We start from the raw sequence: 16,839 nt of genomic DNA on the forward strand, positions 1-16,839 counted from the left end.
AACGGTGTAATCGATATCGTCATAGCCGGCAAGCCGGCTCCTGCACGCGATCACCGTGGGAAGCTGCCCTTGCGCGCTTCGTCGCGAAAAATATCAAACAACACCTGCGCCGCTGCCGACAACTCATGCCCCGGCTTGGTCAACACACCAATCGGCCGCTCAATCACCGGATCGCTAAGGGTGATGCAATGCGCCCCCGCCTCCTCCATCTGCCGTGCGCACAACGCGGGCACGGCGCTGACGCCCAAACCACTGGCAACCATCTTGCCCACCGTTGCCAACTGATGACTTTCCAGCGCCACCGGCAGTTTCATCTGCAAGGCACCCAAGTGTTCTTCCAGCATCACCCGCACGGTGGAAGGCCGTTGCAACGTGATGAATGGGTGCTGCAACAGCGTCGGCCAATCGACTTCGGCCACCTGCGCCAGGGGAGAATCCCCCGGTACCACAGCGATAAAGCGGTCCAGGTACAACGGCGTAAACGCCAGCGATGAACCTTCGGATGGCTCGAATGCCACGCCCAACTCCACTTGGCGGTCGCGAACCATTTCCAGCACCTGCTCGTTGATCAGGTCGTGTACGGTCACATTCACCTGAGGGTAACGCGCGCGGAATATCTTCAGGATCGGCGGTAGCAGGTTACCCGCGAACGACGGCATCGCCGCTACCGTCACCCGCCCGCGCTGCAGCGTGAAGCGCTGGCGCAGTTCGTCCTCGGCGTTGTCCCAATCGGCAATCAACCGGCGTGCCAGGGGCAATAAGGATTCACCCTCAGGCGTCAGCGCGACATTACGTGTATTGCGGCTGAACAGGCGCCCGCCCAGCCCTTCCTCTAACCCCTTGATGGTCAGGCTCAGCGCCGACTGGGAGAGGTGCAAGCGCTCACAGGCAGCGGCAAAACTCAGGCTCTGGGCCACGGCGAGAAAGGCACGCATCTGTTTTACTGTCATGACGCTACTCCGGACGACGGGTCGACTATGCTGTTTTTTAAATCAATCAACCTTAAAAAACAACTTAACAAATCAATCCGCCGGCGCAACACTCAAGTCATTGGCTGGCCCACAAATAATAAAAGAGGTGCATATGGCAGGTTTCGATAAACGCGTGGCGTCCTATGAAGAAGCGCTGGCAGGCCTGGAAGACGGAATGACCGTACTCTCCGGTGGTTTTGGCCTGTGCGGCATTCCGGAAAACCTCATCGCCGAAATCAAGCGCAAAGGCACCCGCGACCTCACCGTGGTTTCCAACAACTGCGGCGTCGACGGTTTCGGCCTCGGCGTGTTGCTGGAAGAAAAGCAGATCCGCAAAGTGATCGCGTCCTACGTCGGTGAAAACGCACTGTTCGAGAAGCAACTGCTCAGCGGCGAAATCGAAGTGGTGTTGACCCCCCAAGGCACCCTGGCGGAAAAAATGCGCGCAGGCGGTGCCGGCATCCCGGCCTTCTTCACCGCCACCGGCGTCGGCACCCCGGTCGCCGAAGGCAAGGAAACCCGCGAATTCAATGGCCGTCCGTACCTGATGGAAGAGTCCATCACCGGCGACTTCGCCATCGTCAAAGGCTGGAAAGCCGACCACTTCGGCAACGTCATCTATCGCCACACCGCCCAGAACTTCAACCCGCTGGCCGCCACCGCCGGCAAGATCACCGTGGTCGAAGTCGAGGAAATCGTCGAACCGGGCGAGCTGGACCCGGCGCAGATCCACACCCCTGGCATCTACGTCGACCGGATCATCTGCGGCACCTTCGAGAAGCGCATCGAACAGCGCACCGTCCGCAAATAATCCACGTCCAGAACAATAAGAGGAACAGCACAATGGCTCTTACCCGCGAACAAATGGCTCAACGCGTTGCCCGCGAAATGCAGGACGGTTTCTACGTCAACCTCGGTATCGGCATTCCGACCCTGGTGGCCAACTACATCCCCGAAGGCATGGAAGTGATGCTGCAGTCGGAAAACGGCTTGCTGGGCATGGGGCCGTTTCCTACCGAAGAAACCATCGATGCAGACATGATCAACGCCGGCAAACAAACCGTGACCGCACGCATCGGCGCCTCGATCTTCTCCTCTGCAGAGTCCTTCGCGATGATTCGTGGCGGCCACGTCGACCTCACCGTGCTGGGCGCGTTTGAAGTCGACGTACACGGCAACATCGCTTCGTGGATGATCCCCGGCAAGCTGGTCAAGGGCATGGGCGGCGCCATGGACCTGGTGGCCGGCGCAGAAAACATCATCGTGATCATGACCCACGCGTCCAAGGACGGTGAGTCCAAGCTGCTCAGCCAATGCACACTGCCGCTGACCGGCGCCAACTGCATCAAGCGTGTACTGACGGACCTGGCTTACCTGGAAATCGAAAATGGCGCTTTTGTCCTCAAGGAACGCGCACCTGGCGTCAGCGTTGAAGAGATTGTGAGCAAGACCGCCGGTAAACTGATCGTCCCGGACCACGTTCCAGAAATGCACTTCCAGTGAGGACAGATTCCATGCAAGACGTCGTGATTGTTGCTGCCACCCGCACCGCCGTGGGCAGCTTTCAAGGTTCGCTGGCCAGCATCCCGGCACCGGAACTGGGCGCCGCCGTGATCCGTCGCCTGCTGGAGCAGACCGGCCTGGACCCGGCCCAAGTGGATGAAGTGATCCTCGGTCAGGTACTCACCGCCGGCAGCGGCCAGAACCCGGCGCGCCAGGCATCGATTCTCGCTGGCCTGCCCCACGCCGTACCCGCCATGACACTGAACAAGGTCTGCGGTTCTGGCCTCAAGGCTCTGCACTTGGGTGCCCAGGCTATCCGTTGCGGCGACGCAGACGTAATCATCGCCGGCGGCATGGAGAACATGAGCCTGGCGCCCTACGTGTTGCCCGCGGCGCGCACCGGTTTGCGCATGGGCCACGCCAAGATGATCGACAGCATGATCACTGACGGCCTGTGGGATGCGTTCAACGACTACCACATGGGCATCACCGCCGAAAACCTGGTGGACAAGTACGGCATCAGCCGTGAAGCCCAGGACGCGTTCGCCGCCGCTTCCCAGCAAAAAGCCACTGCTGCCATCGAAGCCGGGCGTTTTGTCGATGAGATCACGCCGATCCTGATTGCGCAGCGCAAGGGCGATCCGGTGGCCTTCGCCGTGGATGAACAGCCGCGCGCCGGCACCACCGCCGAGTCGCTGGCCAAGCTCAAACCCGCGTTCAAGAAAGACGGCAGCGTCACCGCCGGCAACGCCTCCAGCCTCAATGACGGCGCCGCTGCGGTGCTGCTGATGAGCGCGGACAAGGCCAAGGCGCTCGGCCTGCCCGTGCTGGCGCGTATTGCCAGCTACGCGAACGCCGGTGTCGACCCAGCCATCATGGGCATCGGCCCGGTTTCGGCGACCCGCCGCTGCCTGGACAAAGCCGGCTGGAGCCTGGCTGACCTGGACCTGATCGAAGCCAACGAAGCCTTCGCCGCGCAATCCCTGGCGGTGGGCAAAGAGCTGGAATGGGACGCCGACAAGGTCAACGTCAACGGCGGCGCCATTGCCATCGGCCACCCGATCGGTGCCTCAGGCTGCCGCGTACTGGTCACCCTGCTGCATGAAATGATCAAGCGCGATGCCAAGAAAGGCCTGGCGACGCTGTGCATCGGTGGCGGCCAGGGCGTCGCCCTCGCCCTCGAACGCAGCTGAAGGGCCTTTGTGGCGAGGGAGCTTGCTCCCGTTGGGCTGCGCAGCGGCCCCCTGCGATAAGAGCAACACAGAAAAGGCCTGGCTCCACGAAAAGCCAGGCCTTTTCTTTACCCCTCAATCCTGCCCCTGCGGCACCGCAAACACCGCATTCGCGCGTACCACCACCTTCTCGCCCACCTGCAAACTGACCGTGGCAAACGCCATCTGCCGCCCCCGCTTGTGATGCTCCAACCGCACCACAACCCACTCGCCTACCTGCACCGCCCCCAGGTAATCCAGGGTCATGCTCGCGGTAATCAACGGCAACGGCGGCTCACTGGAAAACGCCATGGCATAGCCCATACCGACATCCGCCAAGGTTGCCAACACGCCACCATGCACCGTGCCGCGCCCGTTTGCGTGACGATTGTCGGCACGCAGGCCGATTTCCAGCTGCAAACCTTCACCCCGGCAATACGCCGGGCCAAGCAGGTCAAGCAACGGGCTGCTACGGTGCAGCGGGACAAAACCTTCGGGCACGGCACGAGCGATCATGGCGAGTTCTTCCTTGGAGTGAGGCTTGAGGTGTACTCCAGGGCCAGTGCGGCAGCCATCACCATCAGCGGCGCAAATCCCCTGGGATGCGTTGTGTTAATTCGGCAGACGCGCGTTAATCGCCGTCAATTTCCCTGTACCCCATAAAGCATATGGCTAAGCGCCTTTTTTGTGGCGAGCGGGCTTATTGTGGCGAGCGGGCTTGCCCCGCGTTGGAGTGCGAAGCGCTCCCAACCCAAACGACTCGGTACACCAGGGACATTTAGGCCACAGGTTTTGGGGCTGCTACGCCGCCCAACGCGGGGCAAGCCCGCTCGCCACAACAAGCCCGCGTACCGCTCACCGCTCACCGCTCACCGCTCACCACTCATCACTCATCACTCACCGACACACAATGGTTCAGCGCTTCATGCAGCGCTGGTACCGCTCATCCACCCGTTTGGCAAACCACGCCGTGGTCAGGTTGCGCGTGATCTTTGGGCTCTTGAGCACGATGCCCGGCAGAATCGCGCGCGGCAGCGGTTTTCCGGCGGCCTTATCGGCCAGGGCAAACACCCGTTTGTAGAGGGTGGTCTCTTCAAAATCCAGTTGCTCGCCCTGCTCCAGTTGGCTGCGAATGCTCGGGTTGCGCATGTCCAGCTTCGAGCCCAGGGAGCGCACCGCCAACTCGGTAGTGCCCGGCAGCAGTGAGCCGTAGCGAATCAAATCCCCATCCAGCGCCAACTCGGTGCCCGATACCCGGCTGACAGCGGCCTGGAACGCAGCGTTGCGGCTGGCGTACCAGCCGGCATTGAAGTCGGCAAAGCGGTACAACGGCTGGTCGTAGCTCACCGGGTAGCCCAGCAAATGTGCAATGCCGAAGTACATGCCGCCACGGCGAGTGAACACCTCTCGACGAATAGAGCCATCCACCGTGTAGGGATAACCTCGTGCCTGTTTTTGCGCGAAGTCGATGCTGACCTGCATCGGCCCGGCGGTGTGCACCGGATTGAAACCGCCAAACAGCGTGTTGCCCAGGGGCACCATGCTGATGAAGTCATCGAAGATGCCGCTCAGGTCCTTCTCCGTACGCGCCGCGCTCAGCCGATCAGCGTAGGACTTGCCGGTGGGCGAACGCAGTTGCAATGCGCTGCGTACCACAAATGCCGGCACATGCACCTTACCGGAACGGCGCAGGATTTCATCCTGTGCGATCTTGCCCATGCCCGGCACCGGCGGGTCGACCTGGTAGGTGGACTCTTGCTCGGTCACCGCCAGCACCGCGCAGATATTTTCGGTGCTGGGGTAGATTTTCCGGGTGTCGAAGGCGGTGTAGATGTCCTGGGCCCAACCGTTGCGATCCGGCACTTTGGCGGGCAGCAAGCGCACGATCTGCGCCTTCACCTCGGCTTCGCTGCGTTCCGGCTGTTGCGGGCCTCGCGATGTGGAGCAGCCGGCCAGTACCAGCAGCGTAGCCAGGCACAGGATCAGACGGGATGAGTACATGGGGCTTCCTTGAAGGGCGGTGGGCCAGGCATTGCAGATATCGACCGGTAAGTCTAACGCGGGTTCGCCAACCCACCCTCTCGCCAGCATAGACCGAACGTGACAGGATCTGTCATCGACCATTCCTACAAGGAGTTTGAATGCCATGCTCAGCCTGAACTTCCTCGTCACCTGCCTGATTGTCGTGCTGATTCCCGGCACCGGCGTGATTTTCACCATTTCCACGGGCCTGACCGCCGGCAAGCGCGCCAGCGTATCCGCCGCGCTTGGCTGTACCGCCGGCATTATCCCTCACCTATTGGCCTCCATACTCGGCCTTTCCGCCCTGCTGCACACCAGTGCATTGGCGTTCGAAGCGCTCAAATACGCTGGAGCCGCGTATCTGCTTTATCTGGCGTACGCCACCTGGCGAGATCGCTCGGCCTTCGCCATGAACGACACACCGGCGGTTTCAACGGCTCGCAGCCTGGTGATTCGCGGTTTCTTGCTGAATATTCTCAACCCTAAACTGACCATTTTCTTCCTGGCCTTCCTGCCCCAGTTCGTGACGCCAGGCAGCACGGCGCCGGCCCTGCAAATGCTGGTGCTGAGCAGTGTGTTCATGGCAATGACGTTTGCGGTGTTTGTGCTGTATGGCCTGCTGGCCAATGTGTTTCGCCGCGCGGTGATTGAATCACCACGGGTGCAAAACTGGCTGCGCCGCAGTTTTGCGGCGGCCTTTGCGGGGTTGGGGTTGAATCTGGCGTTTGCGCAACGTTGAACACTTAGCCTCGCAGGATCGCCCAGCCATTTGGTGCTGGGCGAGAGAAGACAGGAGTTGTCGAAACGTCCTACCCAGCCGCCGGATAAGCTCTACTCCCCGCCCCTAAAAACGTCTGCAAAGTCCCTCGCCTGAATACACAGTGCGAGGGATTGCAGATGGTTTTTTCCGTTAAGGCCCCGGTTGTTGAGGCTGCCTCATGATCGGCGTGACCAGCCAGACCATCGGTCTTCTGGTGCTGGCCGCCATGGATGCGAAGACGCGGGACGTCGAATCCGTCCTCAGCGATTTCCGGCGCTGCCTTAATTCCTACGATGCCTGGGCGGAAAGCTTTTTCAGTTTTTCCGCGCTGGATGTCGAGCAGATATTCAAAGTCGGCGATGAAGTGGCGCTCGTCGCGCCGATCAACCGCTCCATCATGCCCAGCACGACCACTGCAACGTGCCAGGCAAATGGCACGTTGACCCTGGTGCATATGTTCCAGAGCTCACGGTTTGTGCCCATTGGCAACACACCGGTGATGCTGCAACGCATCGATCCCAACGGCGGCCCGCTGGGCGAGCCCCTCCACAAAACCATCGGCCCCAGCGGCATTCTGGAAATCACCGAGTGTGATCGCAACCAGAAGTACCGAGTCAGTTTCTACCCCAACGTTTCCAAAGAGCATTTCAAAGCGCTGTACGCCTCCTATCAATCGGTAATCACACCGCTGGAGGGCTGGCTGCGCAGCGAATGGGGCACCACCTTCGAACCGCTGTGGAAGGGCTACTCCGAAGCGAACTTCCTCAAGCGCTACCTCTCGCTCCACCACGCCTACGCTCGTGGTTTTGGCGAAGCTTTGCAGTCACTCTGGGACAATATAAAGCAGCTGTTTCAGTGGCTTGCAGACCCGTTGGCCAATGCAAAAAAACTGCTGCATTACCTGTCCCAGGCAGCGTTTGAAAAGCTGCTGAAAGTCAGTACCGAAACCCTGGCCAAAGCGCTGCTGGTGCTCAGTGATGAACCGCTGTTGTTCATCTATCTGGCGGCTATGGTCAGCTGGATGCGGATGTTGCCACCGCCGTATATGAACGAGTTGCTGGGGGAAATCAGCGCCGAAGTCCTGATCAATCTATTGCTGCTCCTCGCCACGGCCGGCATGGGCGTAGCGGTGCGGATGAGCACAAATGTGCTGGGCGGCATCAAGTCTCACCGAGCGCGCAAATGGTTGGAACACATGGCCGCGCAGTTCGGAAAATCTCGCGTGAATGATCATGCTGAGATGGCCAAGCCGATATTGCTGGGTAGCCAGGCGATCCCGATCAGGACGGTGCCGGCTGTGCAGTTGAAGGCGGGGGAGCAGTTGGTTTCGAACCCGGTGCCGGCGGTTCGCGACAAGGCTACGCAGCGGACGGTGCTGGTCCGGCAGGAACACGTCGATGATGTGCCCGCTTCGGCGAAGAACCCGGCTGGGGATGCCTCCGCTTCTTCGGATAAGACGCTGACTAACGGCTGCCCGGTGTCGATGGTGACTGGGGAGGAGTTGCTGACGCTGACGGATGGTTCGCTGGACGGGATATTGCCGTTTGAGTGGACAAGGGTTTACCGCACCAGTGCGGTGGAAGTGGATTGCGGGCTGGGGTTTGGGTGGAGTCACTCGCTGGCGCAGCGGCTTACGGTTGACGGTGATTCGGTGGTCTGGACGGATCATGAGAATCGGTCGACTGCCCTGCCCTTGCCTACTGCATCGCGACCGGCAATCACTAACTCGCTGGCCGAAGCAGCGATCTACCTGGGGTCTGTGCCTGATGAACTGGTGCTTGCCCAGGCGTCGCGTTTTTATCATTTTCGCAATGGCACGCTGACAGCGATCAGCGATGCGTATGACAACCGGCTGCGGGTTTCGCGAGATGTGCTGGGGCGGGTTGAGCGGCTGGATAACGGTGTCGGTCGGTCATTGTTCTTGCGCTATGAGCTCGGCCGAATCGTGGCGGTGGATTACCAGATTCATCGCGCCACGGGGCATGAACCTTTCGTCTGGGTGACCGAGCAGAACGTCGTTTCCTACGCCTATGACGACATTGGACGACTGGTCTCGGCGACCAATGCCGTAGGCGAAAGTGAGGGTTATCGGTACGACGAGCAGCACGTCATTCTTGAACGGCAGTTGGCCGGTGGGGCGAGTTTCTTTTGGGCGTGGGAACGGTCTGGCAAGGCGGCGCGATGTGTTCGGCACTGGGCCAGTTTTTCGCAGATGGACACGCGGTATATCTGGGGGGATGACGGCCGCGTTGGCGTTCATAACGCTGATGGTAGCCGGGAAGTTTACGTTCATGACCAGCGTGCACGGTTGGTGCAGCGGATTGATCCTGACGGTGCCGAGCATTTCAAATCCTACGATGACAAAGGCCGGCTGACGGTCGAGCAGGACCCGCTGGGGGCGGTGACGGCGTATCAGTACGACGAAGCCGGGCGTTTGGTGGCGCTGTTTCCGGGGGAGGACGAGCCGACTTCCTACGAGCATGACAACGGGTTCGTACGGGTTGTGCGGCGTGGGGAAGCGGTTTGGAAGTATGAGCGTAATGATCAGGGCGACGTTACGCGTAGGACCGATCCGGACGGACAGGTTACGGACTACAGCTACAACAAATACGGGCAGCTGATTGGGGTTTGGTATCCGGATCACAGTTGCCAGCGGCTGGTGTGGAATGAGCGGGGGCAGTTGCTTGAGGAGCAGTTGCCGAATGGCGGGATCAAGCGCTATCGCTATGACGATCTTGGGCGGCAGGTTGCGCGTGAGGACGAACATGGCGCGCTGAGCCAATATGAGTGGGACAGTGTTGGCCGGTTAAATCGTGTCGTATTGCCGGGCGGTGCTTTTAGGGAATACAGCTATAACCCCTACGGAAAAATCACCGCAGAACGCGATGAACTGGGGCACGTCACCCGTTACGAATACGCCGACGGATTGCACCTGATCAGCCGCCGTCTCAACGCGGATGGCACCCAGGTCAACTATCGCTACGACAACGTGCGGTTGCTGCTGACCGAGATCGAAAACGAAATCGGCGAAACGTATAAGTTGGACTACCACCCAAACGGCCTGATCCAACAGGAAACCGGTTTTGACGGGCAGCGCACCGCCTACGTTTACGATCTCAACGGCAACCTGCAAGAGAAGACTGAACACGGCGACGATGACAGTCAGCTAGTCACCCGTTACACGCGAGACCACGCCGGACGGCTTGTACGAAAAACCCTGCCCGATGGCAAAAACGTCGATTACACCTACGACCGCCAAGGCAACCTCCTCAGCGTCGACGACGGCCACTGGGCGTTAGCCTACGAATACGACGTCCAAAACCGCCTCACCGGCGAACACCAAGGCTGGGGCACCCTGCGCTACGGCTACGACGCCTGCGGCCAACTGAAAAACCTGCGCCTGCCGGACAACAACCGCCTCGTGTTTAACCACGACAAAGGCGGCCACCTTTCCACCGTCGAACTGAACGGCGCGCAGCTGACATCACACCTATTCAAAGACGGCCGCGAACGCCAGCGCCAACAAGGCCAACTCCTCAGCCACTACCACCACGACGACCAAAACCGCCTGCACGCCCACACCCTCACCCAACAGCAACACACCCTCTACCAACGCCAATACGACTACGATAAAACGGGAAATCTCACCCGCCTCCTCGACACCCGTAAAGGCGAACACCTCTACCACTACGACCCCCTCGCCCGCCTGACCCGCGCCAACCACTCGCAAGACGTGCAAGAACGCTTCGCCCACAACCCAGCGGGCAACCTCCTCATGCTCGACCGCCCCGGGCCCGACATCGTCGCCGGCAACCGCCTGATGATCCAGGGCGACCGCCACTACGACTACGACGCCTTCGGCAACCTCATACGCGAGCGTCGCGGTCGCGGTCACCAGTTGGTGACCGAATACCGCTACGACTGCCAACATCGGTTGATCGGCCTTACTCAACCTAACGGCCAAACCGCGAGCTATCGCTACGACCCGTTTGGTCGGCGCATCAGCAAAACCGTCGACGGCATCACTACGGAGTTTTTCTGGCAAGGCGACAAGCTGATTACCGAGCACCACGCGGATCGCCATCGCAGCTATATCTACGAACCGGACAGCTTCCGGCCATTGGCGCTGTTGGAAGGATTTGGCCCAAAAGAAACAAAGCCCTTCCACTACCAACTGGACCACCTCGGTACCCCGCAGGAACTCACCGCCCCCGACGGTGAAATCGTCTGGTCCGCACACTACCGCGCCTACGGCGAAATCGCCCGCCTCGACATCGGAAAAATCGACAACCCGCTGCGTTTCCAGGGTCAATACTTCGACCAGGAAAGCGGACTGCACTACAACCGCCATCGCTACTACAATCCGGATGTTGGTCGTTACCTGACGCCAGACCCAGTGAAGCTGGCGGGTGGGATTAACTGCTACCAGTACGTACCCAATCCTACAGGGTGGATAGACCCGCTAGGCTTAAACGCATGCCCAGGAGAGGATGGGTGTAAACAGCAATCAAAAAAAGAGGGGCCTACAGAGAAGGTAAAGGTTGATGAGAAGTCGCCATCGGCTCCAACCTCACAGAAAAATCGGCGTTATTTATATCGTGGAGATCTAAGAGAACCAGATGAAATTTTTGAAAAGGGATTTGAGAGTCGAGGGTCCAGCACGGACCTTTATCTGCATTCGATAAACAACGCTAGCCCCCCAAGTAACTTTGTACCTACTTCAACCTCTAGCACCCAAGCGTTGGTATTCGCATCAAATTATGGATTCGAGGAAGGGTTTCTTTACACGCTAAGAAAAATCCCTGGTAGAGATGTAAATAAGGAACTAGGCGCTCGTTCCAAACACAAAAATGAGTTAGAAATCGCGATTCCAGAACGCATAGATACCAAAGATATTTTAGGTGCTTCACCTGTCTACGAAGACGGTACCTACAAGGGATACACAATATTGAACCCTAATAGGAAATACCCATGAAATCACGTGAAATCACCATTATCAAAAACGGGATACATGAAAGCGCAGTAATCGAATATGAAGGGGGCAAGCCTACCCTTCACCTAAGGCTGAGCGATGAAACACGAAAAAGCTACACAGCACTAGACCTATATGATTGCTTCGGTTTATTGAGGGCAGACTTAAAAGATATAACGTTTTTATGTAAAGGCTCAAAAATCAACGTCCACCCGTCAGGAATGTCTTCGCACATGTCTAACGGTCTTGTTGCGTACGAGATGACGATGGGAGTACCGGACGGTGAACTTGTGCATATTTTCTCTTATGAAGAAAACAATCTCACTAACGACATACAGGAGCAACATAACTTCTGCCAACGCTGGGCTGAATCGGTGTAGATGTGGCTTGAAGCCCCTGTGACGAGTTTGCCCTCGCCACAGGCTCAGTCGATGCCCTCAGATCCCCGCCAACGCCAAATCCATCGCAAAGTACGTAAAAATCAAATCCGCACCCGCGCGCTTGATCGACCCCAACGTTTCCCGCACCACGCGATCTTCATCAATCGCCCCCGCCTGCGCGCCGAACTTGATCATCGCGTATTCGCCGCTGACCTGGTACGCCGCCACTGGCAGGCGTGAGGCTTCGCGGATGTCGCGGATGATGTCGAGGTAGGCACCCGCTGGTTTGACCATCAGTGCGTCGGCGCCTTCCTGTTCGTCGAGCAGCGATTCGCGCACGGCTTCGCGGCGGTTCATCGGGTTCATTTGGTAGCTTTTGCGGTCGCCCTTGAGTGCGCTGCCGCCGGCTTCGCGGAACGGGCCGTAGAGGGCCGAGGCGAACTTGGTGGAATAGGCCATGATCGGGATATGGGTGAAACCGGCGTCGTCCAGGGCACGGCGAATGGCTTGGACCTGGCCGTCCATCGCGGCCGAGGGTGCGATCACGTCGGCGCCAGCGCGGGCGGCGGCCACGGCTTGTTTGCCGAGGTTGACCAGGGTCGCGTCGTTATCGACATGGGCGCCGTGCATCACGCCGCAGTGGCCGTGGTCGGTGTATTCGCAGAAGCAGGTGTCGGACATCACGATCATTTCCGGCACGGCGTCCTTGATGATCGAGGACATGCGCGAGACGAGGCCGCGCTCTTTCCAGGTGTCGCTGCCGTTGGCGTCCAAGTGGTGGGACACGCCAAAGGTCATGACTGACTTGATGCCGGCACGGGCATAGCGCTCGATCTCGCCGGCCAGCTTCTTCTCGGGAATACGCACCACCCCCGGCATGCTGGTGATCGGCACGAAGTCGTCGATTTCTTCTTCGACAAAAATCGGCAGCACCAGGTCATTGAGGGTGAATTCGGTTTCCTGGAACAAGCCACGCAGCTCCGGGGAGCGGCGCAGGCGGCGTGGGCGGGCTTGGGGGAACTGGCTGGTCATGGCTGTCCTGACTTGAGGCTAAACAGTTAAGGCTGAAAACTTTGGGGCGAAAGCTTATGCCCCTGCCCCTGGCAGCACAAATGCCAGGGCGCCAATAGTTTATTGCGAAACCTGCAACAATTGCATTGATCTAGAGCTGTAGACGCCCCTCAATGCACACCGCCACGACACCGCCCACCCAGATTTCGTCACCTTGACGCTCAACGTGGATGCGCCCTTCGCGCCCCATGGCGGTGCCCTGGCTGACTACGTAGCGCTCAGGTGCCAAGCCTTCGCCCAGCAACCATTGGGCTACGCCGGCATTCAAGCTACCGGTGGCCGGATCTTCCTGGGCTCCGTCGCCGGCGATAAAGGCGCGTACCTCAAACTGCGCGTCTACCGCATCCCGCGCGGGATCACAGGGGGCGATCACTCCAATCGCCAATCCGAGCAACTGCGAATAGTCGGGCTGCAGATCGAGCACCGTCTGGCGGTCAGCCAGCATCACCGCCAGCCAGCCCGCGCCATTGTCCACCCACTGGCTGCGCACAATGGCCTCGGGCGCCAAGCCCAACCCAACGCAAACACGCTCCAGCAATGACGCTTCCACCGCCCCGGCGCGCAACAACGGCGGCGCAATAAATGCGAGTTCATCGCCTTGGCGACGAATACGCACCAAGCCGATTTCGCATTCCTGGATGATCTCCCACCCCTTTGGAACGCCCCCCGCCTGCAACCACGCGTGGCAGCTGCCCAGGGTCGGGTGCCCGGCGAACGGCAGCTCCGTCAAGGTGGTGAAAATTCTCACCCGGTAGTCAGCCCGCGGATCACGTGGCGTCAGCAGAAACGTGGTTTCGCTGAGGTTGGTCCACTTGGCGAAGTCGGCCATCTGTTGGTCAGTCAGGCTGTCGGCGCCCAACACCACCGCCAGCGGGTTGCCTTTGAGCGGCACGCTGCTGAATACATCCAGTTGCTTGAAATCGAAAGTCGGCATGGGCTCAGCTCGGAATATTCAGGCCACGGATCACCGCCGGCCGGGCGACAAAGCCGTCCAGCACGCGCAGCACGTTGGGGAAGTCGGCGATGCCCACCAGGTCGCCCGATTCGTAGAAGCCGATCAGGTTGCGAATCCACGGGAAGGTAGCGATGTCGGCGATGCTGTAATCGTCGCCCATGATCCAGGTACGACCCAGCAGGCGTTTTTCCAGGACGGCCAGCAAACGCCGGGACTCGGCGACGTAGCGGTCGCGGGGGCGCTTGTCTTCGTAAGACTTACCGGCGAACTTGTTGAAAAAACCAACCTGGCCAAACATCGGGCCGATACCGGCCATCTGAAACATCAGCCACTGAATGGTTTCATAACGTGTGGCCGGGTCTTCGGAGAGCATCTGGCTGGATTTTTCCGCCAGGTAAATCAGGATCGCACCAGACTCGAACAGTGCCAAAGGCTGACCGCCGGGGCCGTTGGGGTCAATGATCGCGGGGATCTTGTTGTTGGGGTTCAGGGACAGGAACTCGGGGGACAACTGGTCCTGGGTCTCGAAGCTGACTTTGTGCGCTTCATAAGGCAGGCCCAGCTCTTCGAGCATGATCGAGACTTTTACCCCGTTGGGCGTGGGCAACGAGTACAGTTGCAGACGCTCAGGATGCTGGGCAGGCCATTTGCTGTTGATCGGGAAGTTATCGAGTGCGTTCATCGGGAAACCCCTAAGCAGAAAGCCCCCATGATAGTCATCTGCCCCCCGTCCTGCATGGGTCATCAATACGCAACATCGGCCGGCTAATCTCCTCCACAGGCGAACCAACACGCCCATCGGCACTCTTAAGTGCGCACGAACGGTGAATGGAGGCACTTCGCTCTATCGACAGGGAAAACCGCAGGACGCCAGATGCGTCACTGTGGCCGGGCTTGTCCGCCTTAATCAGATGCACTGAAGACTCGAACCTAATGACCATCAAGCCTCTGTGCCTTGCGCAACGTCTGAAACGATATTCATACATCATGTTGCCGGTATTGCTGATCGGCGGCGCCATCGGCCTGACCCTGGAGTCGCGCATCAGCCGCGCCGAGCCGGTCGACGGCGTGCAAACCCTGGTGTTCCTGCGCCACGGCGAAAAACCCGCCGGCGGCCTGGGCCAGCTCAACTGCCAGGGCCTGAACCGCGCGATGAACCTGGCAACCGTATTGCCGGAAAAATTCGGCAAGGCCGACTTCGTGTTTGCTGCCAACCCGACGCGAAACGTCGAAGAAGGCGAGCTGGATAATTCCTACAGTTACATTCGCCCCCTGATGACCATCAGCCCCAGCGCGATCAAGCTCGGGTTGCCGGTGAACATCAAGTTCTCGGCAAATGACACCAGCGCCCTTGCCGATGAGCTGGTGGAAGACAAATACCATAACGCCACCATTTACACTGCCTGGTCCCACGGCTACCTGCCGGAGTTGATCAACAAGGTGGCCAGTGAAGCCGCGGGCGAAAAGCACACCATCACCCAGGACTGGTCCGGCAGCGATTACGACACGCTGTATGTGCTGACGCTGACCTGGCACAACGGCAAAGCGTCGCTGCTGAGTCGCAACTATAAGCAGGGCCTGAATAACGGCGAGCATAGCTGTCCGGAAGCGACCCAAGTCAGCGCAGATACCTGAGGCACACCACGATCGGTCCCACGCCCCCGCGTGGTAATGCCGCTTGGGACGCTCCGCGTCCGGCTTCGGCTTGAGCCTTACGCACGGGTGACGCGGAGCGTCACAGGATGCATTTCCACGCAAGAGCGTGGGAACGATCAATGGCAGGCGCGTATGATGCCCCGCTATTGACTCTTCTGCGGATCATCTCCATGCCCAACCTCGCTTCCACCCAGCCCAACCGGGGCTGGTCGTTCTGGTGGAAACCAGCACTGTTCCTGCTCGTGGCCTGCATCGGCCTGTATTACGTGAAATGGTCGCCCTACTACCTCAAGGCCTTTGTCGCCGCCGATAACCACAGCATCGGCGCTTCGATTTTGAACGATCAGCAAAGCTCGCCCCTGTCGGCAGCGCTGGCCTATGCCCAGGTGTATTTCCTGGCGATCTGGAAAGCCGCCGTCCTGGCGGTGATTCTCGGCTCGTTGCTGCAAGTGTTGATCCCCCGCGACTGGCTGTTGCGCCTGTTTGGCCGCGCCGGGCTGGGCTCGACCCTGCGCGGCGGGCTGTTCGCCTTGCCGGGGATGATGTGCAGTTGCTGCGCGGCGCCGGTGGCGGCGGGCATGCGTCGTCAGCAAGTGTCGGTGGGCGCGGCGCTGGCGTTCTGGATTGCCAACCCGGTGTTGAACCCGGCCACCCTGGTGTTTATGGGATTTGTACTGGGCTGGGGTTTTACCGCGTTGCGGCTGGTGGCGGGCATTGTGCTGGTGGTGGGCGTGTCGCTTGTGGCGCAGCGCATTGCGCACCCGGAGCAGGTGCCGGAAGCGGCACTGGGCGCGGTGGCCGAGGCCAGCGTTGTCGAGTCCCAACCGTTCCTGAGCCGTTGGTTGCGCACCTTGTGGCAGCTGTTCTGGAGCACCATCCCGATCTACATCCTGGCGGTGCTGATATTGGGCGCGGCGCGGGTCTGGCTGTTCCCCCATGTGGATGGGGCGATGACCGACAGCCTGGTGTGGCTGGTGCCGCTGGCGATCGTCGGCACGTTGTTCGTTATTCCTACGGCAGCCGAGATTCCTATCGTACAAACCATGATGACCCTGGGCATGGGCACCGGCCCGGCCGTGGCTTTGCTGATGACCCTGCCGAGCGTGAGCCTGCCGTCGCTGCTGATGTTGCGCAAGGATTTCGATGCACGGGTGCTGATGACCGTCGCCGGGCTGACCATGTTGATGGGCGTGGTGTGCGGCTTGATCGGGGCGGTGATTCTTTAGGTATTGGGCGGGCTTAGGGCCCTATCGCCGGCAAGCCGGCGCCTGCATTTTGAATTGTGAATACCTTCAAATGTGGGAGCGGGCTTGCTCGCGATGAGGCTCTTGAATACTG

At 59.7% G+C, this 16,839-nt stretch carries 14 protein-coding genes; 8 read left to right on the forward strand and 6 right to left on the reverse strand.

Translation table 11 applies throughout. The features are described 5' to 3' along the window. Positions 1–50: 50 nt before the first annotated feature. Positions 51–950 carry a LysR family transcriptional regulator gene (locus tag ACR52_RS22500; protein WP_048729616.1) on the reverse strand — a complete coding sequence of 300 codons (900 nt, stop codon included), beginning with the start codon at positions 948–950 and terminating at the stop codon, positions 51–53. Between the two features lie 133 nt (positions 951–1,083). Here ACR52_RS22500 and ACR52_RS22505 point away from each other — a divergent pair, with 133 nt between their 5' ends. From ACR52_RS22505 to ACR52_RS22515, 3 genes are read left to right on the forward strand one after another with little or no spacing between them, the layout of a single operon-like run. Continuing rightward, complete coding sequence (locus ACR52_RS22505; protein ID WP_048729618.1) at positions 1,084–1,782, forward strand: CoA transferase subunit A; 699 nt, start codon at positions 1,084–1,086, stop codon at positions 1,780–1,782. A gap of 32 nt (positions 1,783–1,814) precedes the next feature. Next, positions 1,815–2,474, forward strand: coding sequence for a CoA transferase subunit B (locus tag ACR52_RS22510; protein WP_048729620.1), 660 nt, complete (start codon positions 1,815–1,817; stop codon positions 2,472–2,474). An 11-nt stretch (positions 2,475–2,485) separates the two neighbouring features. Then, positions 2,486–3,667, forward strand: coding sequence for an acetyl-CoA C-acetyltransferase (locus ACR52_RS22515; protein WP_048729622.1), 1,182 nt, complete (start codon positions 2,486–2,488; stop codon positions 3,665–3,667). Positions 3,668–3,781: 114 nt separating this feature from the next. Here the strand turns inward: ACR52_RS22515 and ACR52_RS22520 are convergent, their stop codons facing one another. Together ACR52_RS22520 and ACR52_RS22525 are read right to left on the reverse strand one after the other, a co-directional pair. Next, positions 3,782–4,201 carry a PaaI family thioesterase gene (locus tag ACR52_RS22520; protein WP_048729623.1) on the reverse strand — a complete coding sequence of 140 codons (420 nt, stop codon included), beginning with the start codon at positions 4,199–4,201 and terminating at the stop codon, positions 3,782–3,784. Between the two features lie 399 nt (positions 4,202–4,600). After that, positions 4,601–5,686, reverse strand: a complete 1,086-nt coding sequence (locus ACR52_RS22525) for a DUF1615 domain-containing protein (RefSeq protein WP_048729625.1) — start codon at positions 5,684–5,686, stop codon at positions 4,601–4,603. A gap of 145 nt (positions 5,687–5,831) precedes the next feature. Between ACR52_RS22525 and ACR52_RS22530 the strand changes: the two genes are divergently transcribed. The 3 genes from ACR52_RS22530 (at position 5,832) to ACR52_RS22540 (ending at position 11,819) form a co-directional block, all read left to right on the forward strand. Then, positions 5,832–6,446 carry a LysE family translocator gene (locus tag ACR52_RS22530; RefSeq protein WP_048729628.1) on the forward strand — a complete coding sequence of 205 codons (615 nt, stop codon included), beginning with the start codon at positions 5,832–5,834 and terminating at the stop codon, positions 6,444–6,446. A 199-nt stretch (positions 6,447–6,645) separates the two neighbouring features. Then, positions 6,646–11,442: an RHS repeat-associated core domain-containing protein gene (locus ACR52_RS22535; RefSeq protein ID WP_048729630.1), complete on the forward strand. Its 4,797-nt coding sequence runs from the start codon at positions 6,646–6,648 to the stop codon at positions 11,440–11,442. Next, the gene (locus tag ACR52_RS22540) at positions 11,439–11,819 is read left to right on the forward strand and encodes a hypothetical protein (RefSeq protein WP_048729633.1); all 381 of its coding nucleotides are present in this window, start codon (positions 11,439–11,441) and stop codon (positions 11,817–11,819) included. The genes ACR52_RS22535 and ACR52_RS22540 overlap by 4 nt, the downstream gene beginning before the upstream one ends. A 57-nt stretch (positions 11,820–11,876) precedes the next feature. On the opposite strand, the gene hemB is transcribed toward ACR52_RS22540, so the two are convergent. From hemB to ACR52_RS22555, 3 genes are all read right to left on the reverse strand, one after another. Then, positions 11,877–12,851 (reverse strand): porphobilinogen synthase, encoded by a 975-nt coding sequence (gene hemB, locus ACR52_RS22545; protein WP_048729634.1) that lies wholly within the window; start codon positions 12,849–12,851, stop codon positions 11,877–11,879. Positions 12,852–12,981: 130 nt separating this feature from the next. Next, a complete protein-coding gene (locus tag ACR52_RS22550; RefSeq protein ID WP_048729637.1) occupies positions 12,982–13,824 on the reverse strand; it encodes a PhzF family phenazine biosynthesis protein in 843 nt (280 codons plus the stop codon). 4 nt (positions 13,825–13,828) lie between these two features. Further along, the gene (locus ACR52_RS22555) at positions 13,829–14,527 is read right to left on the reverse strand and encodes a glutathione S-transferase N-terminal domain-containing protein (protein ID WP_048729639.1); all 699 of its coding nucleotides are present in this window, start codon (positions 14,525–14,527) and stop codon (positions 13,829–13,831) included. Between the two features lie 251 nt (positions 14,528–14,778). Between ACR52_RS22555 and ACR52_RS22560 the strand changes: the two genes are divergently transcribed. Together ACR52_RS22560 and ACR52_RS22565 are read left to right on the forward strand one after the other, a co-directional pair. Then, a complete protein-coding gene (locus ACR52_RS22560; RefSeq protein WP_048729646.1) occupies positions 14,779–15,480 on the forward strand; it encodes a hypothetical protein in 702 nt (233 codons plus the stop codon). Positions 15,481–15,671: 191 nt separating this feature from the next. After that, the gene (locus ACR52_RS22565) at positions 15,672–16,727 is read left to right on the forward strand and encodes a permease (protein ID WP_048729814.1); all 1,056 of its coding nucleotides are present in this window, start codon (positions 15,672–15,674) and stop codon (positions 16,725–16,727) included. Positions 16,728–16,839 lie beyond the last annotated feature (112 nt).

The sequence above is a fragment of the Pseudomonas fildesensis genome (genome assembly GCF_001050345.1).
Lineage (GTDB): Bacteria > Pseudomonadota > Gammaproteobacteria > Pseudomonadales > Pseudomonadaceae > Aquipseudomonas > Aquipseudomonas fildesensis.